We start from the raw sequence: 22948 nt of genomic DNA on the forward strand, positions 1-22948 counted from the left end.
CCCGTGTGAAAGTAGGTAATCGCCAGGCTCTCCCTTGAAACCCCCCAGTACGAAAGTACTGGGGGGTTTTGCTTTTGTGCAAGTCAGACGACGAATCCGCAGAAGAGGTGATGGCGCGCTTCTCGAGCGGCCTAAGCCTGTCCGCGCGAGCCTATCTGCTGGCCCAGTACGGCAAGAAAAGGCGGGCCGCAAGCAATGAGGACCTCATTGCGGCGCATGTCTTACCATGTGCGGCACGACCTTGCCCCGGACGTTTGACCACTACATGCCCGCAGTGAAGTTTCCCGAGCTTGCCGTCCGTCCGTTGAACCTCGTCCCCTGCTGCGCAACCTGCAACTCGACCAAGGACGCGGACTGGCTGACCGCGGCTGGTACTCGCCAATACCTGCACGCTTATTCCGACCAGTTGCCCGACCTGCAGTTCGTGTCGGTACAGTTGTACGAGAACACTGTGCTATGGGGCGTGTGGGCGACCTTCTCGATGCAGCGGCCGGTCGAGATGCCCAGCGCGCTTTGGCCGCTCATCGTGTCCCACTTCACGCGACTCAAGCTGATCGCGCGCTATGACGAACGCGGTAACGACGAGATCGCCGAGATACTGTCGGATTGCCGCGTCCATCTGGACGCGGGGGGCGGATGGCAGAACGTTCCTTCAAGGGCGGGGCCGTAGACCGCAAGGCTGTCTACGGCGGAAACCACTGGATTGCCGTTCTGATGGAAGCCATGGCCCAGCATCCGAGCTTGATCAACTGGGTCAACGCAGCCTGAGCGCAGTACAGGCCTACTTGCGACGACATGCCCGCCGCGTCCCGGCAAGCGCCGCGCTTTGGCTAAGGACACCTCAATAGGCTAGGAGCGCGACGAGCTCAAACGCGTCAGGCGCACATCCGTGCCGACGCGGAGCCCCCATTTCATCAAGCGCCAGTTCGGCGTCGCCGAAATGGTTTGGGACACCATCCCTTAGCAGGTCCTAATCATTTGGCGGCGAGCGAGGCTTTTTTGTCGGGCAGAGGTCGGATCGGCCTGGTTCGGTCCAGCCCACTTCCCCTCCCCCCTCTGAAGAGGGGCTCTCAAAGCGAGTGCAGTATGCAATTCGGTAAAGTAAACAACTGCACACGTATGCTGCATACAATTCAAATATTGTCTGGAATGCATTGGTTTTTAGCAAAAGTGAGCCAAAAATTGACGGTATTTTGTAATTTCGAGTGCTTATTCATCAAAAATGTACATACCATAGGAACGGTATAAGTGCTATTTGTGCTACTTATGCTACATTCTATTTTCGCTTGTGTCTTGTAAGCAGTCGCCCTAGAATTGAGCCGCAAGCACTACCTTTCGCTGCGCCATCGCTGCGCCATCGCTGCGCCATCGTTGGGAAACGATGGGGATGGTGGTATTGGGGGGGGGCAAAAATTCGGCGGCGCTAGCTGAAGTTTACGCGTAATAGTCAGGGGCTCTCGAGGACTTCGCGTGCAGCCAGCGCAAGCTCGCATTCCCCGAACTGCCAGTACCCGCACGACGTTGAGCCGCCGCGCCCAGGCGCTCGCGGTGACGTTGCCAGCCATGTACAGCAGAGAGTTGATGCACCTGCTGGTGGACAGCACCGGTGTGAAGCTGTACGGCGACGGCGAATGAAACGTGGGCAAACACGGCTATTCGAATCGCGTCGTCCGATCTTCTCGATCAGATCCCCGCAGACGTGCCGATTGACACCGTAGGCGGTGACGGCGCGTATGACAGGCAGTACACAATCGAATCGAAGCACGCAACCCACAACCATTGATTCGGCCGCGCGGAAGGTGCTGTGGCTTGGTCTGAGAGAACGCCCCGCGCGCGATGACGCAACGAGGCCATCGGTGCCATTGCGCGAAATGGGCGAGGGGAATGGAAGAAGGGCTGCGGCTACCACCGCCGCTCGCTGGTGGAGAACCTGATGTACTGGCTCAAGACGTTCACTGGCAATCGCCTGTGGGCGCGGCTTCAGCTCGCAAGTCACAGAAGTGGCGATCCGCGTAGGTGTGCTTAACCGCATGATGGCTCTCGCATGTCCGCAGGCCGTCCGCATCGCCTGAATTTCGGATCACAGGAGCCTCTTTGTCTTCAAGCTCGATTTATGCAACAAAGCCTGGTACCGGCTCAATCAACCGTTTAAAGCGAACGGCGCTCCATGCCAGCGTGAGCATTCAAAACATAAGTAGGGAAGGGGCAATATGCACGCGGATTTAGCGCTGCGGATGATGGCGAATCTGCTATGGACGGGCATTTCCATTTGCCTGCCGATACTCGCAGTGATCATGGTTGTCGGACTGACAATCAGCCTGCTGCAGGTAGTGACGCAGGTACAGGAAATGTCTCTCACGTTTGTCCCGAAGCTGATTGCCACAGGCATCGTTCTTATCGCTCTGGGACCGTGGATGCTCCGAAAGCTCACAAGCTATTCGGCGCAGTTGTGGTCGAGCATTCCAAGCCTCTTTTAAGCACATCGTCATATGTCGTCCCTGGCTAGCCCTGCATGGGTTGGGCCGTGGGCGGTCTCCGTCTTGTTGCTGAGCATTCGCGTTGGCATGGTATTCGCCATGACGCCGATTCTCAGCGGCATTTCCATGCCGCCCGCAGTCCGTGTGCTGATCGTGATCGGCCTGTCGGCCGCGCTTACGGGCGCGTTGCCTGCTGCTGCCTATCGTGGTGCAGTGGCGGTCGGACCCCTGATCAGCGCCGCCCTCGTTGAACTCTCTATCGGCGCGGTGATGGCGGCGGGCGTGACCCTCGCATTCGCCACGTTCTCGGTTGCCGGTCGCGTCCTGGATGTCCAGATCGGCTTCGGCATGGGGCAGTTGCTCGATCCGGCAACGAACCAGAACATGCCGCTCCTGACAGGCGCACTGACCCAGCTCGCGATGCTCTGCTTCTTCGCCGTAGAGGGACATCACACCGTGTTGCGGGCGCTGGCCTATAGCTTCGAGCATTTTCCGATGGGCATGCCGTGGAAGTTCCAAGATAGCTACCCGGTGATGCTCAGGCACTTGTCTGGAGTATTCGTACTCGCATTCGCGCTAATCGCGCCTGTCGTGACTTGCCTGATGCTGGTCGAGCTCGGTCTGGGCCTCATTGCCCGGAATCTCCCGCAAATGAACATGTTCGTGCTCGGCATGCCGATCAAGGTCCTGGTAGGCCTGAGCGCACTTGCGGCCTGGCTGGGGGGCGCCGGTGAGCACGTCAGCCGCATTTTTGCGTCGATCTTTCGCAGTTGGGAGGCATTGTTCCGGTAATGGCTGAAGAAGACTTCGACAAGAGCGAATCCGCGTCTGCCTACAAGCTGCAGCGCGCTCGCGAACAAGGCCAGGTCGCCAAGAGTGTCGAGGTGACCGGTACGGTCGTGCTCGTCACGGCCGTCAGCTATCTCAACGCGCGCGGACTCGGCGGCATCCTCGGCGAATTCCGTTTCGATCTCGCGCTGCTCCAGCAAGCAGCGCTCGCGCAGGACGCCGCGCTGATGTGGCCGTTGATCGCCACGGCCTTGCGCCATATGGCCGACCTGCTGACGCCATTCCTGGTTACGGTGATGTTGGCCGCATGCGCCGCCAACATCCTCCAGACTGGCCCGGTGTTTGCGCCCAAGGCACTGAAGCCTGACTGGAACCGCGTCAACCCGATGTCAGGGTTCAAGCGCCTGTTTACCATCCGCACCCTGTTCGAGGCATTCCGTGCCACGGTGAAACTCACGCTGCTGTCGCTGGTGCTTTGGTCGGCGCTGACCGGCCTGCTACCCCAGTTTCATCACCTGGCGGCCATGCCGCCCCGTCGCTACGTCGAGACGATGATCTCCGATATCGGCACGATCGGATTTCACGTGGCGCTCATCCTCGCGGCCATCGCGGCGATCGACCTGATCTTCTCGCGGCGCCAGTTCGCCACCCGCATGCGTATGAGCAAGCGTGAAGTGAAGGACGAGCACAAGCAACGAGAAGGCGATCCGCGCATTCGCGCGCGGCAGCGAGAAATTCGCCAGCAGATGACGAAGCGGTCCGCCACGATGTCGAAGGCCGCGGGCGCGGACGTGATCATCGCGAACCCGACCCATCTCGCGATCGCGCTCGAGTACGAGCACGGAAAGATGGAGTCTCCGCGCGTCGTCGCGAAGGGCGCCGGCTTCCTTGCGCTCGCGATCCGCCGCATCGGCCGGGAAAACAACGTGCCGGTCGTGGAGAACCGGCCGCTGGCCCGCGCCATGTTCAAGCAGCTGGAAATCGGCCAGCACGTGCCGCCGTCGCTCTATGCCGAGGTGGCCCGCATCATGGTCTGGGTTCTCGCCATGCGACGCTCGCGTCGGGCGGCGGACACGCTCGCGACAGGAGTCGCCAAATGATGAACGACCTTCGCCGCACGCTGGGACTGCAGGGCGACATTATCCTTGTTGGCCTAGTGTTGGGCATCCTGATTGTGCTGTTCGCGCCGATCCCGCGCGGGATGCTGGACTTTCTCATCCTCACTAATTTCTCATTTGCATTCCTGATCCTGCTGCTCACGTTCTACATGGCGCGGCCGGTGGAATTTTCGACATTCCCGTCGCTGCTGCTGATCGCCACGCTTTTCCGGCTCTCGCTCAACGTCGCCGCCACGCGGCTCATCCTGTCTGACGCGGACGCTGGGCGGGTGATCGCGGCCATCGGCTCGTACGTCGTCGGCGGCAACTACGTGATTGGCCTGATCGTCTTCCTGATCCTGATTGTTGTGCAGTACGTGGTCGTCACGAGCGGCGCCCAGCGCGTTTCGGAAGTGGCCGCGCGTTTCACGCTTGACAGCATGCCGGGCCAGCAGATGAGCATCGATGCGGACCTGAACATGGGCTTCATCGACCAGGAAGAGGCGCAACGCCGCCGCAAGAACCTCGAGAAAGAGGCTGGCTTCTACGGTGCCATGGACGGAGCAAGCAAGTTCGTCAAGGGCGACGCCATCGCCGGCATCATCATCATGCTCATCAACATTGTCGGTGGACTGGTCATCGGCACAATGCAACTCGGCATGCATTGGGACCAGGCCCTGCAGACCTACACGTTGCTCACGATCGGCGACGGCATCGTCACGCAGGTCCCGGCGCTGGTCATCGCGGTTGGCACTGGCATCATCGTGACGCGGTCCGCGTCCGACACCAACCTGAGCCAGGAAGTGCTCCGCCAGATCACGTCGTTCCCCAAGACGTTGGTCCTGGTCGGCGTCGCGCTGGGCGGTCTGATGCTCTTGCCCGGAATTCCGGCTCTCCCAGCATCGGCGCTGCTCGTCTGCGTTTTGACAGTTGCGTTCTTCGCCAATCGGTCCCGGCAGAAAGCAATCGTGACCGCGCCGGACAAGAGCGCCGTCGCGGAAGAGGGTGCAAGCGCGGAGGGCGATTCATACGCGGCGCTGGCTGTGGCACCGATCGAGGTCCATGTCGGCGCGGAATGGCTCCCGTTAGTCAAGCTGGATGGCGGGCTGTTCACCGACCGCATCGCGTTGTTCCGCAAACAGCACGCGCAGGAGCAGGGTCTCGTCTTGCCGTCGGTCCGCTTCCGGGAAGGCACCCGCCTGGGACCCAATCAATACGAAATCCATATCGATGGCGTGGTACGCGCGAAAGCCGATGTCCGCATGGATCGTCTGCTGGCGATCCACCCGAGCGGCGACACGCGTGCCATCCCCGGCGAGATCACCAAGGACCCGACCTACGGACTGCCGGCGCTCTGGATCGAATCGCAGCAGCGCGAGGCGGCAACCGCGGCGCGCTTTACGCTGGTTGACGGGCAAACTGTGTTCTTGACCCATCTCACCGAGATCCTGCGGCGGGAGTCCGCCATCCTGCTGACGCGTGCCGACACTGAGCGCTTGCTCGCCCGGGTGCGCGAGACCCACCCGGGCCTTGTCGAGGAACTGATCCCCACGGTGCTCTCGCTCGGTGACGTGCAAAAGGTTCTTCAGCATTTGTTACGCGAGAAGGTCAGCATCCGGCATATCGAGGCCATTCTCGAAACGCTGTCCGATGCGGGGCGGGGCATCAAGGACCTGCTCGCGCTTACGGAAGTCGTCCGCCAGCGCCTTGGCCCCGCGATCTGCCAGGCATTGGTCGGAGAGGCTGGCGCACTGCAGGTGCTAACGCTTGACGCGGCGATGGAAGCCAGTTTTCTGCAAGGGCTCCAGTCGGGTGAGAGCGCCGGCCACCTGGCGCTCGATCCGCGCCTCGCCGAGCAGTTCATCCAGCGGCTCGTATTCCATGCCGAGAAGATGATGAAAAGCAATTTGCTCCCCGTCGTGCTCTGCTCGCCGGAACTGCGGCGCCACGTCAGAAGCCTGTCCGACCGTGTTCTCCCGCATCTGCGGGTGATCTCGATGACCGAAGTCCCGCATGCCATCGAGCTCAAATCGTTTGGCGTTGTCGCGCTGTAGTACCCAATTGGAGAAGTCGTGCAACAAACTCTCGCAGTCGCACTGATCGGCATGCAATCGGATTCGGCCAAGCTGGACCGGATTGCTATGAACCTGGCCAATGCGTCGACCCCGGGCTATCGCCGCGAAGTCGGGGCCTTGCCGCCGATCGGCGGCGCGGCAGGCGCAGGCTCATTTGCCGCCTACCTCGGCGCTGGTCAGGCGCAGTCCGCACCGACGCGATCGACGACCGGCGCCAGCCTCGTCGCGCAGACCACGCCAACGGTCGCTGATACGCGGCCAGGCACGTTCAAGAGCACCGGCCGAAGCCTCGATCTCGCGCTGACCGGCGCTGAGTTCTTCGAAATCGGCACCGAATCCGGGCCCGCCTACACCCGCGCGGGCGAATTTCACGTTGACGTCCGTGGTCGCCTGGTCACCGCCGGCGGCAACCCGGTCATGGGTCGCGGTGGCGAGATCATACTGACGACGCCGAATCCCGCCATTGACGGCAGTGGCGTTGTCCGCGAGAGCGGCAATGTCGTCGCGCAGCTGAAAGTGGTGAGCTTCGAGAATGCCAAGTCCTTGACGCGACTCGGCGACGGGCTGTGGGCGCCCGGCGAAGGCATGCAAATCGCCGCGGACAGCGCGACGGTAGTCCGTCAAGGCTATCTCGAAAACAGCAACGTCAGTTCTCTCACCGAAATGAGGGAACTGATCGAGACCATGCGCCACTTCGAATCCGTCCAGCGCATGACGCAGGGATACGACGAGATGATCGGCAACGCGATCCGCAAGCTTGGCGAGGCGTAAGCCTCGCACCAACGGATCTGACACAAGCAATCAACAACGCAGAGACATCATGCTAGATGCCCTTTATATCGCCGCGACCGGCATGCAGGCGCAGCAGGCCAACGTGGACACCATCGCTAACAACCTGGCGAATGTCAACACATCGGGATTCAAGAAGGGCAAGATCAGCTTCTCTGATCTGGTGACCCAGGACACCAGGCGTCTGATGGCGGTCGGCACCGACGCCAACGCAGGCCTGAGTGGGGCCACGTCGCGCGTCGGGCTTGGCGTGGGCATCGCCAACATGGGCCGGGTGATGGATGTCGGGGATCTCAAGAAGACTGATTCTCCCTACGACGTCGCCATCGCGGGACAGGGTTTTCTGGAAGTCCAGATGCCGGACGGCAGTCGTGCATTCACGCGCGGCGGAACGCTCAAGGTGAACACGGACGGAATGCTGTCCACGCAGGCCGGCCACGCGCTCAAGCCGGGGATCGCCATTCCCGACAACGCGACGGACATGGTGATCGCGGCCGACGGGCACGTGCTGGTGCGGCAGAACGGCCAGTCCTCTCAGACCGATGTCGGCCAGCTCGAACTGGTCAAGTTCCCGACCCCTGGCTCCCTCACGCCCGCGGGCGACAACCTCTATCGCAGCAACGAGAACTCCGGGGAGGCCATTGCCATGCGCGCCGGCGACGATGGCACGTCGCAGCTGCAACAAGGGTTTGTCGAAGCCTCCAACGTCAAGATGGTCGACGAGATGGTCGGCCTGATGATCGCGCAGCGCGCCTACGAAGCCAACGTCAAGATTGCCCAGGCCTCCGACGAGATGCTCGGCATGATCAACAACTTGCGGCGATGACCATGCGATCGCGAGATACGAGCCGGTGGCGCCAGGCCATCCTCCTCCCTGCATTGGTGGCCGCTTCGGCCGCCAGCGCGGCGGAGCCGGGCGCCCACGTGGCGCTCCCCGAGCATGTCCAGGTCCGGCGTGCCGACGTACGCCTTGGCGATATCGCCAAGCTCAGATCCCGCGACCTTTCCACTTTGCGCCAGCTGATGGCACTCCCGATCGGGCCCGCACCGCGACCGGGTGAAGCCACCGTGCTCGACGCTCGCACCATTTCCCGCTTCGTCCAGGTCCGGCTCAAGTTGCCCGAAACGGCCGTCGAATGGGAGGGCGCGCCTCGCATCCGGATCGAGCGTGCCATGCAATCGTTGCTGGGCGATCGCCTGGCGGGCGCGGCAAAGCGCTCTCTCGAGGAGTGGTTGCATGCCCGATACGAGCGCTTCACCGTAGCGACGAGTCAGGACATCGGGAGCCTTGTCGTGCCGGCGGGCGACGTGGAGTTGCGCGTGCGCGACTTGCCGGAGAACCAGTTGCCGGGACGGCGCATGGTGATGTGGCTCGATGTCTGGGTGGGTGGGGACTTCGTGCGGACCGTCGCGGTCCCGTTCGACGTGACGGTCTACCAGCAGGCATGGGTGGCCCGACGCGATGTCCGCGCCGGGGAAATGCTCCACGCCGCCGCGTTCGAGCGCCGCGAGATCAACGTTGCCGGCCTGACCGGTTCCCCCGTGCAAGACCTGACCGAAGGGTTACGCACGCGGCGCGGTGTTCTGACCGACACCGCGTTGATGCAGGCGGCAGTCGAGGCGGCGCCGGCGGTGCTCAAGGGCCAGACGGTCACGCTGCGTAGCCGCTCCGGCGCCATCGCGCTGGAGGCGCGCGCCGAAGTGCTGCAGGACGGCTGGCCTGGCGGCCGTGTCCGTGTCAGCGTCCCTGCCTCCAAGGAAACGCTTCTCGCTCGCGTCGTCGGCGCGGGGCTTGTGGAGCTCTCCCAGTGAAGGCTATTAAGAACGCGATGCAATTGGTAACCATGTCCCTTCATCTGCAGTTGCGCGTGGTGCAAGCGCTGCTCTGCCTGGCGTTAGTCGGCGGCGCATGCGCCGAAAGCCTCTACTCCGCCGAGCAGTTCCGCCCACTCACTGCCGACAACAAGGCCTTCCGCGTCGATGACGTCATCACCGTGCAGGTCTACGAGAACTCCTCGGCGGCGGCGAACGCCGACACGGCAACGCGGCGCAAGAACGACGTCGGCGGCAACCTCTCGGTTACGCGTACGCCGCCGTTCAGTGCCAACCTGAACGTGTCCGGCGATTTCGATGGCGGTGGCCGCACCAGCCGGACCGGCAAGGTTCTAGCACTGCTGACCGTGCGCATCCGCGAGGTGCTGCCTAATGGCGATCTGCGGGTCGCCGGCGAGCAACTGCTCGACATCAACGGCGAGCAACAACGCATCAACCTCGAAGGGCGGGTCCGGCCGCTTGACATCTCGGACGGCAATATCGTTCTCTCGACCCGGATCGCCGATGCGCATATCACCTATGTAGGCGCGGGCGACCTGAGCGAACGCCAGGCGCGCGCCTGGTGGCGCAAGGCGCTCGACTGGCTGGGGCTGTGATGCGAAGACTTCAGGGATCTATCCTTCAGACCATCCGTACCCTGACCATGACCGCCATGCTTTGCCTTGCCATGGCTGCGATTTCCGCACGCGCCGTAGAGGACCCGGCGGTGCGTGTCAAGGACCTCGGCAAACTCAAGGGCTGGCGCGAGAACGCCCTGGTCGGCTACGGTATCGTGACCGGCCTCGCCGGCACCGGCGACGCCCCGACCAACCGCACCACGCGGCAGGCGCTGGCCAACGTATTCTCGCAGTTCAAGCTGACCGTCGCACCCGAACAGGTACAGAGCCGTAACGTGGCAGTGGTCATGGTCACCGCCTCGCTGCCGACATTCGCGCGCGAAGGGGATACCATCGACGTCACCGTGACTTCGGCCGGTGACGCCCGCAGCCTCGTGGGCGGCACGCTGCTGCTGACCCCGCTGAATGCTCCCAACGGCCGCGTCTACGCCTTGGCCCAGGGACCGCTCTCAGTCGGTGGCTATCGTTACGACGCCAACGGCAATGTAGTGCAAAAGAACCACCCGACGGTCGGATCGGTGCCGTCCGGCGCCACCGTGGAAGTTGGCGTGAACGCCAACATGGTGGACGCCAGACAGAACATCGTCTTCGTGCTGGCCGAACCGGACTACACCACGGCAAGCCGCGTCGCGAATGCCATCAACACGCAACTCGGCATGCCCATCGCCGAGGCTCGCGATGCCACCGGCATCGAGATCAACATTCCCGAATCGTCGCGCACGCGCCAGGTTCAGTTTTTTTCGCGAATCGAGAATGTGTCGGTGGAACCCGACCGGCGCGCCAAGGTCGTCATCAACGAACGGACAGGCACGGTGGTCACCGGTGGCGATGTGCGGATCGCCAAGGTCGCGATCTCCCACGGCGACCTGAAGATCTCAATCGTCACCGAGAACACCGCGTCCCAGCCGATGTTCGTCGGACAGGTCGGGCCCGGCGTGCGTACCGCCATCGTGTCGAATTCCCGCGTGGACGTGGAAGAGCGGAATTCATCCGCGTTCGTAGCGGCCAACAACAACACGGTGGCCGATCTGGTGCAGGCGCTCGCCCAGATGAAGACGAACACGCGGGACATCATCTCCATCCTGCGCGCGGTAAAGGCAGCCGGCGCCCTGCGGGCGGAACTGGTTGTTCAATAAAAGGTTTACTCGCGCGAGACCAGACTCGGGCGCATACGCGATATCAACAAGAGAGGGCAGGCCATGATTGCAGGGATAGAAGGGACCACCACGGCGGCACTGTCGCTGGCGCTCGACGCCGCATCGCTCCAGCAGCGCGTCATTGCGGCGAACATCGCCAATGTGAACACGCCCGGCTACGTGCCGATGCGGCTCGCCTTCGCGGCCCAGCTCAACGAAGGCATGCGCGGCGCGAACAACACGCGCACCGGGGACCCCGCCTCGCTGTTCGCGGTGCGCATGTCGCTGCGGCCCGCGTTGGATGTCACCGGCGCCGTCGAGTCGTCGGTCAAGCCCGATCAGGAAGTGGCGGCGATGTCCGGAAATGCGTTGCACTACCAGGCGCTGGCGACCGCCGTCGGCAAGCACCTCTCCATCCTGTCCACCGCCGTCTCTGACGGCAAGCGTTAAGGGAACCATGGACTATCAGCAATCTTTTGCGGTGAGCGCGGCCGGCATGAGCCTGGAGCGCATGCGGGTCGACATCTCCACGCTCAATCTCGCCAATGCCAACGCCGTGGTCGGCGCCGGTGGAACGGCCTACCAGCCGATGCGCGTCGTGCCCTATGCGCGCGCTTCGGTGCCGATGTCGATGGCTTCGGCGAACAACGACAGCTTCACCGGCATGATCAACCGCGGCCTGAGCGCGCCCGGTGTATGGCTGGAAAATACGGGTACCCCGGCTCGCCGAGTCTATGAGCCCGGCCATCCCTATGCCGATACACGCGGCTTCGTCACGTATCCCGGCGTCGATACCGCCACGGAAATGATGACCATGCTGTCGGCAACGAGGGCATACGAGGCCAACGTCGCGGCGATGAACATGTCCCGCGCGATGGCGATGAAGGCATTGGAAATCGGAGGCAACTCGTGATCATCCCCGCAGTAGCAGAGATCGCCGCAAGCGCTGTGGCATCCTTCATTTCGCCGGACGCCGTCGGTGCCGCCGCCAATGCCAATGCGGCAGTGTCGCAGGCATCGGCCGCAGGCAGCGTCTCGTTCGGCGGCATGGTGAGTTCAGGGCTGGAACAGGTCAACCAGTCGCTGCTCGGCAGCCAGCAGGACCTGCAGAACCTTGCTGTGGGCAACGTGCAGAACCTGCACCAGGTCATGATCCGGCTCGAAGAAAGCAGGATCAACTTCCAACTGATGATGCAGATCCGCAGCCGCATGCTCGAGTCCTACCAGGACGTCATGCGGATGCAGGTGTAGACCGGCTGGCGGTAGCGAGATGAAACGAACGAACAAAGGGACAACGTGCTGAAGGATTTCTGGGATGGCCTGTCGGCCATGCGCCGGGTCACGCTCGTATTGGGCGCGGCGGTGATCGTGGGTGCCACGGTGTTCGCCGGCATCTATATGCTGCGGGCCGACGAGCAGGTGCTGTTCAACGGTCTGTCGCCGCAGGACGCTGCCGTCATGACGGCGGAACTCGACCGCATGAAGGTGCCGTACCGTCTTGCCGACGATGGCGCGACCATCGTCACCGATGCCGATCTGGTGCACAAGACCCGGCTCAAGCTGATGGGCAAGGAACTGCCTCTGCACGGCGGGGTCGGCTTCGAACTGTTCAACGGCGGCGACTTCGGGATGACGGAATTCGCGCAGAAAGTCAACTATCAGCGCGCCCTGCAAGGCGAGCTGACCCGTACCATCATGTCGATCTCCGACGTGAAGTCCGCCCGCGTGCATATCGCGCTGCCGGAGGACGGGCTGTTCAAGCGCGCCGAGAACAAAGCAAAGGCATCGGTCACGCTTGCCCTGAAAGACGGCAAAGCCCTCACGCGCGACCAGACCACCGGCATCCAGCGCCTCGTCGCGGCATCGATCCCGGGACTCGTAAGCCAGGACGTGACGATCCTGAACGAGCAAGGCGTGGCGCTGACCCATTCTGCGCAATCCGAGACCGGCGCGGACGGCGGCTCGCGCCTCGACATGAAGCACGATACCGAGACCGCGCTGACCCACAAGGTGATGGACGTCCTGGCGCGCACCTTCGGCGAAGGACAGGCCGTCGCCAGTGTCGACGTCACGCTCAACATGGACGTCGTGCGAATCACCACTGAGGATGTGGTCGGTACCCCAGGTCGCGGTAGCCACGCCATGACCGGCGTGGTGGTGCGCGAGCGCGAGACCACGCAGGACGGCGGGGTACCGCTCGGTGTGCGCGATGGCAATGGGGGCAGCACCCAGCGCGAGGTCGAGTATCAGGTAGGCAAACGTGTCGAACAGGTAATCGGCCAACCCGGCGCCATCAAGCGCCTGCAAGTCCTGGCCATCGTCAAACGCTCCCTGTCGGCAGACCAGGTCGAACAGGTGAAGACACTGCTAGCGACCGCCACTGGCGTAGTACCCGAGCGCGGCGACGTAGTCGTTGTGCAGACCACCAATGCCTATGGCGTGGCTTCTATGACGCCAAAGGCGGACACCATCCCGGATGCTCCCGCAGTGCCCGATGCACGTCCGGTCCGCGCCGACATCGGCAAGCCAGGTCCGTTGACGACCGCGCAGACCTTGGGACTGGCCGCCGCGGCGCTGCTCTTCGCCGTGATCGGTTGGACGGTCGCCAGGGTTAGGAGTACGCGCGCCGCCTCAGTGTCCTCACTCAGCGATGCAGAGCGCGCGGCGATGCTCGAACAGGTCGAGAAGTGGCTGCATGGGGCACGCGAGCGACCGAAGGATGATCAGCCATGAACGGCGCAATGGATCTCGACGAATCCGGCCTGGCGCAGGCCAACGAACGGCGGGCAGCATTGGCGCTGCACGCCATGGCGCGCGACGACCGCGACTGGATACTCGCCGAACTGCCCGTCGCCGACCGCGACCAGCTGACCGCGCTGCTCGATGACCTGACTCGGCTTGGCGTGCCCGCCGATCGCGGGTTGCTCGATCTGATGCGCCAGGAAGCTGCCGGCAGGACCGCGGGAGGATTTGAAGCATCGGGCCCGGTCGGCTCGCAAGCCGGGCGGGGCAGTCGCGCGACTGTCGCAAAGGTGTCGGCGCTGGCACCGGAAGTGGTGTCGCACGTATTGCGCCGCGAGTCGGTGGCATTGATCGCGAGCGTTCTGGCAATCTCGCCTTGGCCGTGGAAGGCAGCGTTCCTCGGCAAGCTCGAGCCGCGGCAGGCGCGTCGCATCGCCGATGAATTGTCGACGCGGTCCGCTTCGCGAGCGTCCGGCGTCCTGCGCGACGAGGCCATCCTGGCAGCACTGTTGCACAAGGCCGAGCAACATCGCTCGCAGGCCGTGCCGAGGCCGCTGGCCGGGCAAGCGCCGAAGCGCGAAGGGATGTGTCGCCGGGTCACCGGCTGGCTTTTTCGCAAGGTCGCACGCGGGGCCGCGCTATGAGCAAGCCGCAGCGATCGATCGTGCTGAAGGATAGCGTGCTGGGCGAGCGTCCCCGGACGATGGGCCGACGTCCGGCCATGGCACCCGCAATCATGTCGCCACACAAGGCGGCAGAGCCGGGAACAATTGGCAGCCCTGTCGGCGCAGTGGCGGCTGCCGTGGCCGTCGACACCGCGGAGGGCGAGACACGCGGTTACGCGACCGGATTCGAGCGTGGCCTCAAGGACGGGTCCGCCGCTGCCGCGGAACGGGTTGCCGAGGCAGTCCGCCAGGCCACCGAGAGGGCCAAGGCCGAAGTCGAGCAGGCTCGGGAGGCCGAGCGCGCCCAGATCAAGCAGGCACTGGAAGAGCACGCGGCCTTCACGCGGCGCATTCTTGAGCAATTGCAGCGCAAGCTGGAGGATGGCGTGCGTGGCCTCGAGGAGCAGGCGGTTTCCATCGCGTTCGACGCGGTATGCCGGATCGTGGCCGAGGCCGCGCCGTCCGCCGATGCCATCCGTGCGGTGGTCCGCACCGCGCTCGCGGCCGTGCGCAGCGGGCCGGTGCTGCGCGTGCGGCTCCACCCGGGCGACCTCGCCACGATGCAGTCACTCGACGCGGCGCAGTCCGGATTCTCCGGTTTTGCGGGATTCTCCTGGCTGGCCGACGATAGTGTGCAGATTGGCGGGTGCCTGGTAGACACCGCCTCCGGTACCTTCGACGCGCGCCTCGAATCCCAACTGAAAAGGCTCGGCGCCGCCTGGCGCGAGACCGTCGCCGCCAGCGGAGCGATGCAACGGGCCCACGGCTCGGAGGGCACGCCATCGTGAGCCGTCTGTTCGCCGAACTCCAGCGGGCAACCGCCGACGCCGCGTTGCTCGAACGCACCGGCACCGTGCGCCTGCTGTCCGGGCTGGCCATCGAAGCGGAAGGCCCGGACGCAGTCATTGGCGAGATCTGCACGATCGAACCGCGTGACGCCTCTGCCCCCGTCCTGGCCGAGGTCGTCGGCGTGCGGCCGGGCGCGGTGACCCTGATGCCCTACGCCTCGGCGATGGGAATGGGCGCCGGCAGCAAGGTCGTGGCGACAGGACGCGTCGCTAGTATCGGCGTGGGCGATGCCCTGCTGGGGCGCGTCATCGACGGCTTTGGCGAGGCGCTCGATGGACGTCCGCGGCCGGCGTGCACATCCTACCGGCCGCTACAGGGACGTCCGATCAATCCGATGGAACGCCCGCGCATCGACCAGGTGCTCGAAACCGGCGTGCGCAGCATCGACACGCTGCTCACGCTCGGCCAGGGCCAGCGCGTCGGCATCTTCGCAGGCAGCGGTGTCGGCAAGAGCACGTTGCTCGGCATGATCGCCCGCCACGTCAGGGCTGACATCAACGTCATCGCCCTGATCGGGGAACGTGGCCGCGAGGTGCGCGAGTTCATTGAGGAGCAACTGGGCGAGGAAGGGCTACGGCGCTCGGTAGTCGTGGTCGCCACGTCTGACCAGCCAGCGCTGGCGCGACTGAATGCCGCCTACGCCGCCGTGGCCATCGCTGAGCATTTCAGGGATGGCGGGCGCCAGGTGCTGCTGACCATGGATTCGGTCACGCGCCTGGCCATGGCTCGCCGCGAAATCGGACTGGCCGCCGGCGAACCGCCGACCGCGCGCGGGTACACGCCCTCGGTCTTCGCCGAACTGCCGCAGCTCTGCGAGCGCTGCGGCACCGCGCCAAGTGGAGGCAGCATCACGGCATTGCTCACAGTGCTGGTCGAAGGCGACGACATGAACGAGCCGATCGCCGATTGCCTGCGCGCAACGCTCGATGGCCACATTGTGCTGTCACGCACGCTCGCCCACCAAGGTCAATATCCGGCGATCGACGTTCTCCAGAGCGCCAGCCGCCTGATGACGGAACTGGTTGATGCGCCGACGCGCGCGCTGGCATCCCAGGCCATCAAGGCACTCGCGATTCTCGAGCGCAACCGCCAGCTGGTGGACATTGGCGCCTACGAGGCCGGGAGCAATCCCGATCTGGATGCGGCCATGCGGCAGGCGCCAGCGTTGCGGGCGTATTTGGGCCAGAGCGAGGGCGGGGCGCCGCGGTCCGGCGCGCTTGGCGAGCTGCGCCAGGTTTTCAACACCGCCCCGGAACTAGCGCAGCCCGTGGTTCCGCCCCACAGCCAGGCCCAAGCTCCTGCACAGGCAAAGACATCGACGCCGGCACTGACCCCGGGACCGGCGCCGGCACCAGCATCGGCGCCGGACGCACGTCCACCTGCCATGCGTTCGGATGTGCCGCAGCGAGCCAATCCGGGAAGAGCTCTACATGGATAGCCGCGGATTTCGATACGAACTGGAAGCCGTCCTTACGCGTGCGAGTTGGCGCCAGGACGAGTGCTCGCGCGAGCTGGCGCAGGCTAGTGCCGCGCTAGCGCGGTTGCGTGCCCGTCAGGAGGAACTCGCGGCCGACTACGCCATCGCCGTAGAGGCGGCGTCCGCCGGCGATGGCATGGCGGTCGACGTGGTCAGGCGCGCGGCGGCATTGCGGTATCTGGGTCAGGCCAGCGTGAAGCTCAAGACCGGAGAGCGGGAAGTTACCGCCGCAGCCGCCGACCGCGCACGAGCGCAGGATGCGGTGGCCGAAGCGCATCGTGCGGTCGAGTCATTGCGACAACACAAGGACGTGAGCCGACGCGAGTTCGCGGAGGCGCGGGCGAAGCGGCAGCGTTCGGCGGACGACGAGTCCTGGCTATCCCGCCACGCGTGGCGCGACGCCAGCGCCGTATCGTCGATGCCGGAGGGCGGGCAATGATCGATCCAACCGGCCTGACCCGTCCCCGCGCTGTCGACGAACGTAGCGCCGAGCTCAACCAGCGGGCGGGCACCGACACACCGCGCGGCGCCGGGAACGAGAACGCTCACGGGTCGACCTGGCAGCGCGAGATGGAGCGCGCACAGAGCAGCGATTGGTTTCATGGGGCAACGAGCTTTGGCGGATCGAGGCCGACGGCGTCGCAAGCGATAGCAACCAGCGACGCCACGACGCCTGCGGCACGGAACATGCGCCGCGCCGATGCCACGGCGGAGGCGGGTGTGGCACCGACGACTTGGCCGAGTCCGACGCTTGCGCTGGCACTGGAGCGCTCCGCACCTGCAAACGTTGCCGGGGCACTTGCCTATGGAATGAACCTGCCGGGTGACATCCCCACCGTGATATCGGAGATGTCGCACCCGCTCGCGATCGCTTCGGCCACCGAGCCCGGCACCGCAGCTGGAAGCCACGCCTTGGCATCGGCCGGGGGCGCAATCGCCACCGCCGGCGAGCAGCCCGAGGGAGGTACGCCCATGCGTGTGCACCTCGAACTGCACGAGGACGGCGGGCATCTGTGGATTGGCGCGCAAGCCGCTACGCAGGAGCAGGTGGCTCAGGCGGTGGACGAGGTCAGGCGCAGGCTGGGCGAGAACCGCACGGCCCTGGCTAGCGTGACATGGAACGGAAAGCTCTGGACCGGCACAAGCGCCGGGGCCTATGGAGTGGCAGCACGTACCGCATGGAATCAACATTTGGAAGGAGTGCACGATGGCATCGACCGATAGCGTGAGCAGCACCGGCCTGCAGACCAACAGCATTGGCCTGCAGGATTTCATGAAGATCCTGCTGACCCAGCTGACCTACCAGGATCCGCTGAAACCCATGGACAACCAGGAGTTCATGGCCCAGATCGCCCAGTTCACTTCGTTGGAGCAGACCCAGCAGATCAACACCAAACTGGACACGATGCTGACCAGCCAGTCCTCGCTCCAGTCGGTCGGCCTGATCGGTAAGACCGTGGACATCTCGACCTCGTCCGGCACGGCAACCGGCACGGTCTCGTCGCTGTCGTTCGCCGGCGGCTCGCCGACGTTGACCGTCACCACCTCGGGCGGAGCGACGCTGTCCGGGATCAGCGTGTCGCAGATCAGCTCCATTCACTGACATTGACGAGCCACCAGGACGAACGAGATGCTTGATTCGATCTATATCGGCATGACTGGGCTGCTGGGCTTTTCGCAGGGCCTGAAGACCATCGCCAACAACACCGCCAACATGAACACACCGGGCTTCAAGAGCTCGACGTTGCAGTTTGGCGACCTGATCTACACGGACGGGCAATCGGAACCGGGTGCAAACGGTGGTGTGCAGGGGCACGGCTTCGGCCTGAATACCTATGGCACCACGCTGAACTTCAATGCGGGGGAATTGCGCCAGACCAATAACGATCTCGACGTAGGCGTGGACGGGATCGGCATGTTCATGGTGCGCACGCCGGACGGCAGCGTCCGTTACACGCGCGCCGGGCAATTCGAGTTCAACGACGCCGGCCTGCTCGTGACGCGCACGGGTGGCATGCCAGTGTTTGGCATGGATGCCAACGGCAATGTCGGCATCGTCTCGCTCGATGGATACCGGACCAGCCCGGCCGTTGCGACCAAGACCGTGAAATTGACCGGCAATCTTTCCAGCACGGCCACGGACCAGACAGTCAACAACATTAACGTCTACGATGCGGCCGGCGTCCAGCACACGCTGTCGCTGAAGCTCAACAACGGTTCGGCGACGACGCCGGGCAGCTGGAAGGTCTCGGTGCTCGACGGCACGACGTCGATTGGCACGGGTTCGCTGCTGTTCAAGGACGGAAAGCCGGACCCGAGCACCAGCACGGTCCAGTTTACCTACTCGCCACCCGGCCAGACGCCGATGGACGTGACGCTGGACTTCAGCAAGGACGTGACCTCGTTCGCATCGGGGAACCTGTCCACGATCGCTGCCTCCGGCCAGGACGGCTTCGCGGCTGGCTCGCTTACGAAGGAAACCTTCGATAAAGACGGCTTTCTCGTGCTGAGCTATTCGAACGGCGAGACGCGCAAGGGTGACCAACTCCTGCTGGCCACTTTCGACTCCGCCGACGCCGTGGAATCCGCCGGTGGCAACCTGTTCAAGTCCACTAACGATGCGCTGTGGCACATCGGCGTGGCGAACTCCCGTGCATTTGGTTCGATCAAGGCGAACTCGGTCGAGATATCCAACGTCAATCTGTCCGGAGAGTTCAGCGACCTAGTCATCATGCAACGCGGTTACCAGGCGTCGTCGCAGGTCATTACCACCGCGAACGACATGATTGAACAGCTGTTCTCCATGAAGAGCGGCAAATGAAGGCGGTTCTGGCGCACATGATTGCTCCGGGACCGCGCGCGCTCAAGTGGTGGGGAAACACCGCGCTCTCGGAGTTGGGACGGCGCCTCGAGGCCGTTCTGGCCGAATTCGGCGGCGCCTGGGGCCTGGCTTTCACCGTGCAAACGCTGAGCAACGCCTCCGAAGCGGGTTTGTCCGACCCGCTGGAGTGGACAGCTGTTCCCGGATCGGAGTCCGGTGGTACAGGCATCTGGACAGGATGCGCGAGTTCGCCCCCCAAGGCGCTCCGGCGGGCCTTGTTCGGCCATGAAGATACTCACACGCATGGTGCGGAAGACTCCATTGCCAACGATGTTGCCACAACGGCATGGCTCGCGTTGGCTGCCTCCCTGCAGGCGATGCGGCCGCAACCTGCGGATGCCGACGCTGGCGTCGAGCCGGGATTTGCCTATCCGGAGACTCAGCGCAAGCCGTGGTCCGGTGCCGTAATTGCCATCCTTCGTCTGCAGGCCGCCTCTGAAGCTGAACTTGTTCTCCATCTCGAGCCCGGCATCGTGAACGACCTGGTTGGCGGCGCGCTGAAAGCGGCGGGGCAGAAGCCGCCCCGCGCCGTGACGCCGCTGGTCCCTCTCGCGCAGGCGCTCTGCCGCCAGCCGCTGGACCTCGCCGTCACCCTGTCCGCGATCGAACTGGATCTCGGCTCGCTGCTCGCGCTGCGCGCCGGCGACACTGTCACGATTCCTCATGCCTTGACCAAGCCACTCAACCTCGCCATCCGGCGCAACGACGGAACCGCGGGCGCTGCCGTCAGTCAGGCCTATCTCGGTGCCCTGCGCGGTGCGAAGGCCATCGAGCTTCTCGCCGCACCAGAGCGTCAATCCTCGCCTCATCACTGAAATGCAAACTCAACACAACCTCGTAGGCGCGACTGTCGCCGGCGATACCGCCGCTCCTCCCACGTCATCTGCCGAGATCGCCCAGGCAGAGCCGCTGTCATACGAAGCGCTGAATGAATCGGCGCCTGAATTGGGTACCTCGGTGCTCAAGTCGACCAACCCACTGCTTGCGGTCAAAACACGACTTGAAGTTTACGTCGGCGAGGTCAGCATCACGGTAGGTGAACTCATGGGTGCGAAGGAAGGCCACGTGCTTAGCCTCGACCGCGAGGTGGACCAGGCCGTCGACATTCGTCTGGACGGCAAAGTCGTCGCCAGGGGCATCCTCGTCGCCGTCGGCGACAGCTTCGCCGTTCGCCTGACCGAACTGCCTGCACCCCTGAGCCTCTGATATGCCGCAGTCGAGTATCCGCTCGCGCTCGCGCCTACCGCGCCTACCTCTTCTCGCGACCATCGGGATTGCGGGCGGGGCCGCGTCCGCGCGTGCCGTTGTGCCCGTGACCGGGGCCGACTCGGCGTCGGCACCCGCGTCCACGTTCACATCAACGCCGGCATCCAGCCCGGCGCCACTTCCGTTCAAGCAAGAAGAGGACGTCATGTCCGGTGCCGCCGGCGTGTCGATCTTGCTCCTGGTCGTGGCTTTGGTAGCCGTGATCTGGGCGGCGAATCGAGGCCGTGTCGCGCCACGGGTGCGCCGCTTCTTCGGCATGTCCCAGGGCGCGCGCAAGCCCGGAAGCAGTATCGACGTTTCGGGGGGGACGCCCTTGAATGCGGCCGTCAAGCTGCATACCGTCGACTGGGAGGGCGGTCGTCTGCTCGTGGCCGCCAATGCCGCCGGTGGTGTCACTGTGCTGCAGGTCTGTCCCGGCGCTGCGCCAGGCGCCTCAGCTGCGGCTGGGGAGGCGACGACGCGATGAAGTTCCGGTTCGAAACCCTCAAAGGCTGGATGCTCTCCGCGGCCGTGGTTGTCGCTGTAGGTGCGCCATGGCTTGCCTCGGCAGCAGAAGCATCAGAAGCTGCGCTCACAGTACGGGAGGCAGGCGCCGCCGCAGGGCAGGATTCTCTCAGGCTTCCACTCGAGACGGCATCCCGGCCCGACACAAATACCGCTGGCGGTGACATGCCGGCCGCGCCCATACCGACCGCCGCCCCCGCGGCGCGGACCGTGCGCAGCGTAGCGTCGGCCGGTGTCTCGCACCAGGTCGCAGGACGCAAGTTATCGCCGGAGATCCGGGTTTCGCCCAATGAGACGACGTTCGCGTTGCGGGCGGTCATCGGACTCACCGTCCTGGCCGTGCTCCCGGCGATGCTGGTCTGTCTGACGGCATTCCTGCGCATCATCATTGTCCTGTCGATGCTGCGCCATGCCATCGGCATGCCAGAAACGCCGCCCAATACCGCGCTGATCGGCCTGGCGCTGTTCCTCACGCTGTTCACGATGGCGCCGGTCCTCGATAAAGTCAACACCGGCGCGCTCCAGCCCTTCATGAGTGGTCAGATTGGCATGGAGGCCGCCTACACACGAGCTAGCACGCCGATGCGCGAATTCATGGTCAGGCAGACGCGCGAGCAGGACCTGGGCCTGATGGTGGAGCTGTCGAAGACGAAGAAGCCGGAAACCATGGACGACATCAGCAATGTCCAGCTGATCCCGGCGTTCATGCTGTCCGAGCTTCGTGCGGCGTTCCAGATCGGCTTTGTCGTGTTCCTGCCGTTCCTGCTGATCGATCTCATCGTCTCGAGCATCCTGATGGCGCTCGGCATGATGATGATGCCGCCTCTGACGATCGCCCTCCCGCTGAAGATCCTCATGTTTATCCTCATCGACGGCTGGAGCGTGCTGCTCAAGGCGCTCGTGGGCTCTTTCCATTGAGCCGATGGCGATGACGATGCCAACGGGATCCCGCCCCGACGACTCCGGCAGCGCCAGCCCCGCGCAAAGCGACGAGGCGGCGCTGTGGCGCGCGTGGCGCGAAAACCCGACTCCGTCCGGGCGCGAGGCCCTGATCTGCCATTACCTGCCCTATGCGCGGATGGTGGCGGCGACGTACTACGCCAGACGGACCCACGACGAGATCGAGTTCGACGAGTACCTGCAGTTCGCCACCGTTGGCATGGTCGAGTCGCTCGACCGCTATGAAGACGGACGTGGCGCGCAGTTCAAGACCTTCGCATCGCGCCGGATGCATGGGGCGATCCTGAACGGGCTGGAGCACCTGACAGAAAAGCAGCAGCAGATAGCGCTGCGCATGCGCTTGCGCCAGGAACGCCTCAAGGAAGTGAAGGCTGCGGCCAAGGCCAAAGAAGAAGAGCTCGCCGCGGAGGAGGGCAGCAAGGCGTCGAAGCAGGCGCCGTTCCGCTATCTCGCCGAGGTGGGGATCGGGATCGCGCTAACCTTCCTGCTCGAAGGGACCGGGCTCGTCGAAGCCGATGCGCTGGAAACCACCCCGCTGCCTCATTACTATGGCAGCCTTGAGTATAAGCAGCTCCAGCAACGCCTGCGGCATTTCATTGGCACGCTGACCGCGCAGGAACAGACGGTGATCCGTTCTCATTACCTGCAGGAAATCAGTTTCGAGGAAGTGGGGCGCACGCTAGGCGTGACCAAGGGCCGCGTGGCCCAGATTCACCGGCAGGCGCTCGACAAGCTGCGGCAATCGCTGCGGGCGCATAATCAATCCGACGTCGCGTGGTAACGCGGCGCCA

26 protein-coding genes and 1 pseudogene are annotated in these 22948 nt (G+C 64.2%); all 27 read left to right on the forward strand.

Annotation, left to right across the window (positions count from 1 at the left end):
- Nucleotides 1-265: 265 nt before the first annotated feature.
- The 27 genes and pseudogenes from AC1Q7Q_RS24865 to AC1Q7Q_RS24995 all read left to right on the forward strand — a co-directional run bounded on the left by AC1Q7Q_RS24865 (nt 266) and on the right by AC1Q7Q_RS24995 (nt 22938).
- On the forward strand, nt 266-670 hold the full coding sequence (locus tag AC1Q7Q_RS24865) for a hypothetical protein (protein WP_492376051.1): 405 nt from the start codon (nt 266-268) through the stop codon (nt 668-670).
- Between the two features lie 783 nt (nt 671-1453).
- Nucleotides 1454-2072 (forward strand): annotated as a pseudogene (locus tag AC1Q7Q_RS24870) (transposase); the annotation flags it as partial.
- A gap of 138 nt (nt 2073-2210) precedes the next feature.
- On the forward strand, nt 2211-2477 hold the full coding sequence (locus AC1Q7Q_RS24875; RefSeq protein WP_492376052.1) for a flagellar biosynthetic protein FliQ: 267 nt from the start codon (nt 2211-2213) through the stop codon (nt 2475-2477).
- Nucleotides 2478-2489: 12 nt separating this feature from the next.
- Entirely contained in the window at nt 2490-3269 is a 780-nt protein-coding gene (fliR, locus tag AC1Q7Q_RS24880; protein ID WP_492376053.1) for a flagellar biosynthetic protein FliR, read from the forward strand.
- Entirely contained in the window at nt 3269-4366 is a 1098-nt protein-coding gene (locus AC1Q7Q_RS24885) for an EscU/YscU/HrcU family type III secretion system export apparatus switch protein (protein WP_492376054.1), read from the forward strand. The genes fliR and AC1Q7Q_RS24885 overlap by 1 nt, the downstream gene beginning before the upstream one ends.
- Nucleotides 4366-6417: a flagellar biosynthesis protein FlhA gene (locus tag AC1Q7Q_RS24890; RefSeq protein ID WP_492376079.1), complete on the forward strand. Its 2052-nt coding sequence runs from the start codon at nt 4366-4368 to the stop codon at nt 6415-6417. The genes AC1Q7Q_RS24885 and AC1Q7Q_RS24890 overlap by 1 nt, the downstream gene beginning before the upstream one ends.
- Before the next feature lie 18 nt (nt 6418-6435).
- Complete coding sequence (locus AC1Q7Q_RS24895; RefSeq protein WP_492376055.1) at nt 6436-7209, forward strand: flagellar hook-basal body protein; 774 nt, start codon at nt 6436-6438, stop codon at nt 7207-7209.
- Between the two features lie 49 nt (nt 7210-7258).
- Nucleotides 7259-8053: a flagellar basal-body rod protein FlgG gene (gene flgG / locus AC1Q7Q_RS24900; RefSeq protein WP_492376056.1), complete on the forward strand. Its 795-nt coding sequence runs from the start codon at nt 7259-7261 to the stop codon at nt 8051-8053.
- 2 nt (nt 8054-8055) lie between these two features.
- A complete protein-coding gene (flgA, locus tag AC1Q7Q_RS24905) occupies nt 8056-9039 on the forward strand; it encodes a flagellar basal body P-ring formation chaperone FlgA (protein ID WP_492376057.1) in 984 nt (327 codons plus the stop codon).
- Between the two features lie 32 nt (nt 9040-9071).
- The gene (locus AC1Q7Q_RS24910; RefSeq protein ID WP_492376058.1) at nt 9072-9656 is read left to right on the forward strand and encodes a flagellar basal body L-ring protein FlgH; all 585 of its coding nucleotides are present in this window, start codon (nt 9072-9074) and stop codon (nt 9654-9656) included.
- Nucleotides 9656-10813, forward strand: coding sequence for a flagellar basal body P-ring protein FlgI (locus AC1Q7Q_RS24915; RefSeq protein ID WP_492376059.1), 1158 nt, complete (start codon nt 9656-9658; stop codon nt 10811-10813). The genes AC1Q7Q_RS24910 and AC1Q7Q_RS24915 overlap by 1 nt, the downstream gene beginning before the upstream one ends.
- Before the next feature lie 63 nt (nt 10814-10876).
- Nucleotides 10877-11263, forward strand: a complete 387-nt coding sequence (locus AC1Q7Q_RS24920) for a flagellar basal body rod protein FlgB (protein WP_492376060.1) — start codon at nt 10877-10879, stop codon at nt 11261-11263.
- A 7-nt stretch (nt 11264-11270) separates the two neighbouring features.
- Nucleotides 11271-11726: a flagellar basal body rod protein FlgC gene (gene flgC / locus AC1Q7Q_RS24925; protein ID WP_492376061.1), complete on the forward strand. Its 456-nt coding sequence runs from the start codon at nt 11271-11273 to the stop codon at nt 11724-11726.
- Nucleotides 11723-12064 carry a flagellar hook-basal body complex protein FliE gene (fliE, locus tag AC1Q7Q_RS24930; RefSeq protein WP_492376062.1) on the forward strand — a complete coding sequence of 114 codons (342 nt, stop codon included), beginning with the start codon at nt 11723-11725 and terminating at the stop codon, nt 12062-12064. Before flgC ends, fliE begins: the two co-directional genes overlap by 4 nt.
- Nucleotides 12065-12109: 45 nt before the next feature.
- Nucleotides 12110-13546: a flagellar basal-body MS-ring/collar protein FliF gene (gene fliF, locus AC1Q7Q_RS24935; protein ID WP_492376063.1), complete on the forward strand. Its 1437-nt coding sequence runs from the start codon at nt 12110-12112 to the stop codon at nt 13544-13546.
- A gap of 8 nt (nt 13547-13554) precedes the next feature.
- The gene (locus tag AC1Q7Q_RS24940; RefSeq protein ID WP_492376064.1) at nt 13555-14199 is read left to right on the forward strand and encodes a hypothetical protein; all 645 of its coding nucleotides are present in this window, start codon (nt 13555-13557) and stop codon (nt 14197-14199) included.
- Nucleotides 14196-15008, forward strand: coding sequence for a FliH/SctL family protein (locus AC1Q7Q_RS24945; RefSeq protein WP_492376065.1), 813 nt, complete (start codon nt 14196-14198; stop codon nt 15006-15008). The genes AC1Q7Q_RS24940 and AC1Q7Q_RS24945 overlap by 4 nt, the downstream gene beginning before the upstream one ends.
- The gene (locus AC1Q7Q_RS24950) at nt 15005-16507 is read left to right on the forward strand and encodes a FliI/YscN family ATPase (protein ID WP_492376066.1); all 1503 of its coding nucleotides are present in this window, start codon (nt 15005-15007) and stop codon (nt 16505-16507) included. The genes AC1Q7Q_RS24945 and AC1Q7Q_RS24950 overlap by 4 nt, the downstream gene beginning before the upstream one ends.
- Nucleotides 16500-16985 (forward strand): hypothetical protein, encoded by a 486-nt coding sequence (locus tag AC1Q7Q_RS24955; RefSeq protein WP_492376067.1) that lies wholly within the window; start codon nt 16500-16502, stop codon nt 16983-16985. The genes AC1Q7Q_RS24950 and AC1Q7Q_RS24955 overlap by 8 nt, the downstream gene beginning before the upstream one ends.
- A complete protein-coding gene (locus tag AC1Q7Q_RS24960) occupies nt 16982-17770 on the forward strand; it encodes a hypothetical protein (RefSeq protein WP_492376068.1) in 789 nt (262 codons plus the stop codon). The genes AC1Q7Q_RS24955 and AC1Q7Q_RS24960 overlap by 4 nt, the downstream gene beginning before the upstream one ends.
- Nucleotides 17754-18149 carry a flagellar hook assembly protein FlgD gene (locus AC1Q7Q_RS24965; protein WP_492376069.1) on the forward strand — a complete coding sequence of 132 codons (396 nt, stop codon included), beginning with the start codon at nt 17754-17756 and terminating at the stop codon, nt 18147-18149. Before AC1Q7Q_RS24960 ends, AC1Q7Q_RS24965 begins: the two co-directional genes overlap by 17 nt.
- A gap of 27 nt (nt 18150-18176) precedes the next feature.
- A complete protein-coding gene (locus AC1Q7Q_RS24970; protein ID WP_492376070.1) occupies nt 18177-19367 on the forward strand; it encodes a flagellar hook protein FlgE in 1191 nt (396 codons plus the stop codon).
- Nucleotides 19364-20242, forward strand: coding sequence for a hypothetical protein (locus AC1Q7Q_RS24975; RefSeq protein ID WP_492376071.1), 879 nt, complete (start codon nt 19364-19366; stop codon nt 20240-20242). Before AC1Q7Q_RS24970 ends, AC1Q7Q_RS24975 begins: the two co-directional genes overlap by 4 nt.
- A gap of 1 nt (nt 20243) precedes the next feature.
- A complete protein-coding gene (locus AC1Q7Q_RS24980) occupies nt 20244-20633 on the forward strand; it encodes a FliM/FliN family flagellar motor switch protein (protein WP_492376072.1) in 390 nt (129 codons plus the stop codon).
- Nucleotides 20634-20838: 205 nt separating this feature from the next.
- A complete protein-coding gene (locus AC1Q7Q_RS24985) occupies nt 20839-21159 on the forward strand; it encodes a hypothetical protein (RefSeq protein WP_492376073.1) in 321 nt (106 codons plus the stop codon).
- Nucleotides 21156-22115, forward strand: a complete 960-nt coding sequence (gene fliP, locus AC1Q7Q_RS24990; protein WP_492376074.1) for a flagellar type III secretion system pore protein FliP — start codon at nt 21156-21158, stop codon at nt 22113-22115. The genes AC1Q7Q_RS24985 and fliP overlap by 4 nt, the downstream gene beginning before the upstream one ends.
- A 10-nt stretch (nt 22116-22125) precedes the next feature.
- The gene (locus AC1Q7Q_RS24995) at nt 22126-22938 is read left to right on the forward strand and encodes a sigma-70 family RNA polymerase sigma factor (protein WP_492376075.1); all 813 of its coding nucleotides are present in this window, start codon (nt 22126-22128) and stop codon (nt 22936-22938) included.
- The last annotated feature ends 10 nt before the right edge of the window (nt 22939-22948 follow it).

This window comes from Cupriavidus sp. GW823-FHT07A04, from assembly GCF_058794615.1.

Bases quoted from the DNA above. Each gene is read 5' to 3' on its own strand.
- AC1Q7Q_RS24945 (WP_492376065.1), top strand. From the start codon at position 14,196: ATGAGCAAGCCGCAGCGATCGATCGTGCTGAAGGATAGCGTGCTGGGC.
- AC1Q7Q_RS24995 (WP_492376075.1), top strand. From the start codon at position 22,126: ATGACGATGCCAACGGGATCCCGCCCCGACGACTCCGGCAGCGCCAGC.
- fliP (WP_492376074.1), top strand. From the start codon at position 21,156: ATGAAGTTCCGGTTCGAAACCCTCAAAGGCTGGATGCTCTCCGCGGCC.
- AC1Q7Q_RS24910 (WP_492376058.1), top strand. From the start codon at position 9,072: ATGTCCCTTCATCTGCAGTTGCGCGTGGTGCAAGCGCTGCTCTGCCTG.
- flgC (WP_492376061.1), top strand. From the start codon at position 11,271: ATGGACTATCAGCAATCTTTTGCGGTGAGCGCGGCCGGCATGAGCCTG.
- AC1Q7Q_RS24970 (WP_492376070.1), top strand. From the start codon at position 18,177: ATGCTTGATTCGATCTATATCGGCATGACTGGGCTGCTGGGCTTTTCG.
- AC1Q7Q_RS24960 (WP_492376068.1), top strand. From the start codon at position 16,982: ATGATCGATCCAACCGGCCTGACCCGTCCCCGCGCTGTCGACGAACGT.
- flgA (WP_492376057.1), top strand. From the start codon at position 8,056: ATGCGATCGCGAGATACGAGCCGGTGGCGCCAGGCCATCCTCCTCCCT.
- AC1Q7Q_RS24865 (WP_492376051.1), top strand. From the start codon at position 266: ATGCCCGCAGTGAAGTTTCCCGAGCTTGCCGTCCGTCCGTTGAACCTC.
- AC1Q7Q_RS24955 (WP_492376067.1), top strand. From the start codon at position 16,500: ATGGATAGCCGCGGATTTCGATACGAACTGGAAGCCGTCCTTACGCGT.
- AC1Q7Q_RS24875 (WP_492376052.1), top strand. From the start codon at position 2,211: ATGCACGCGGATTTAGCGCTGCGGATGATGGCGAATCTGCTATGGACG.
- fliR (WP_492376053.1), top strand. From the start codon at position 2,490: ATGTCGTCCCTGGCTAGCCCTGCATGGGTTGGGCCGTGGGCGGTCTCC.
- AC1Q7Q_RS24920 (WP_492376060.1), top strand. From the start codon at position 10,877: ATGATTGCAGGGATAGAAGGGACCACCACGGCGGCACTGTCGCTGGCG.
- AC1Q7Q_RS24940 (WP_492376064.1), top strand. From the start codon at position 13,555: ATGGATCTCGACGAATCCGGCCTGGCGCAGGCCAACGAACGGCGGGCA.
- AC1Q7Q_RS24965 (WP_492376069.1), top strand. From the start codon at position 17,754: ATGGCATCGACCGATAGCGTGAGCAGCACCGGCCTGCAGACCAACAGC.
- AC1Q7Q_RS24885 (WP_492376054.1), top strand. From the start codon at position 3,269: ATGGCTGAAGAAGACTTCGACAAGAGCGAATCCGCGTCTGCCTACAAG.
- AC1Q7Q_RS24915 (WP_492376059.1), top strand. From the start codon at position 9,656: ATGCGAAGACTTCAGGGATCTATCCTTCAGACCATCCGTACCCTGACC.
- AC1Q7Q_RS24975 (WP_492376071.1), top strand. From the start codon at position 19,364: ATGAAGGCGGTTCTGGCGCACATGATTGCTCCGGGACCGCGCGCGCTC.
- AC1Q7Q_RS24980 (WP_492376072.1), top strand. From the start codon at position 20,244: ATGCAAACTCAACACAACCTCGTAGGCGCGACTGTCGCCGGCGATACC.
- flgG (WP_492376056.1), top strand. From the start codon at position 7,259: ATGCTAGATGCCCTTTATATCGCCGCGACCGGCATGCAGGCGCAGCAG.
- AC1Q7Q_RS24890 (WP_492376079.1), top strand. From the start codon at position 4,366: ATGAACGACCTTCGCCGCACGCTGGGACTGCAGGGCGACATTATCCTT.
- AC1Q7Q_RS24985 (WP_492376073.1), top strand. From the start codon at position 20,839: ATGTCCGGTGCCGCCGGCGTGTCGATCTTGCTCCTGGTCGTGGCTTTG.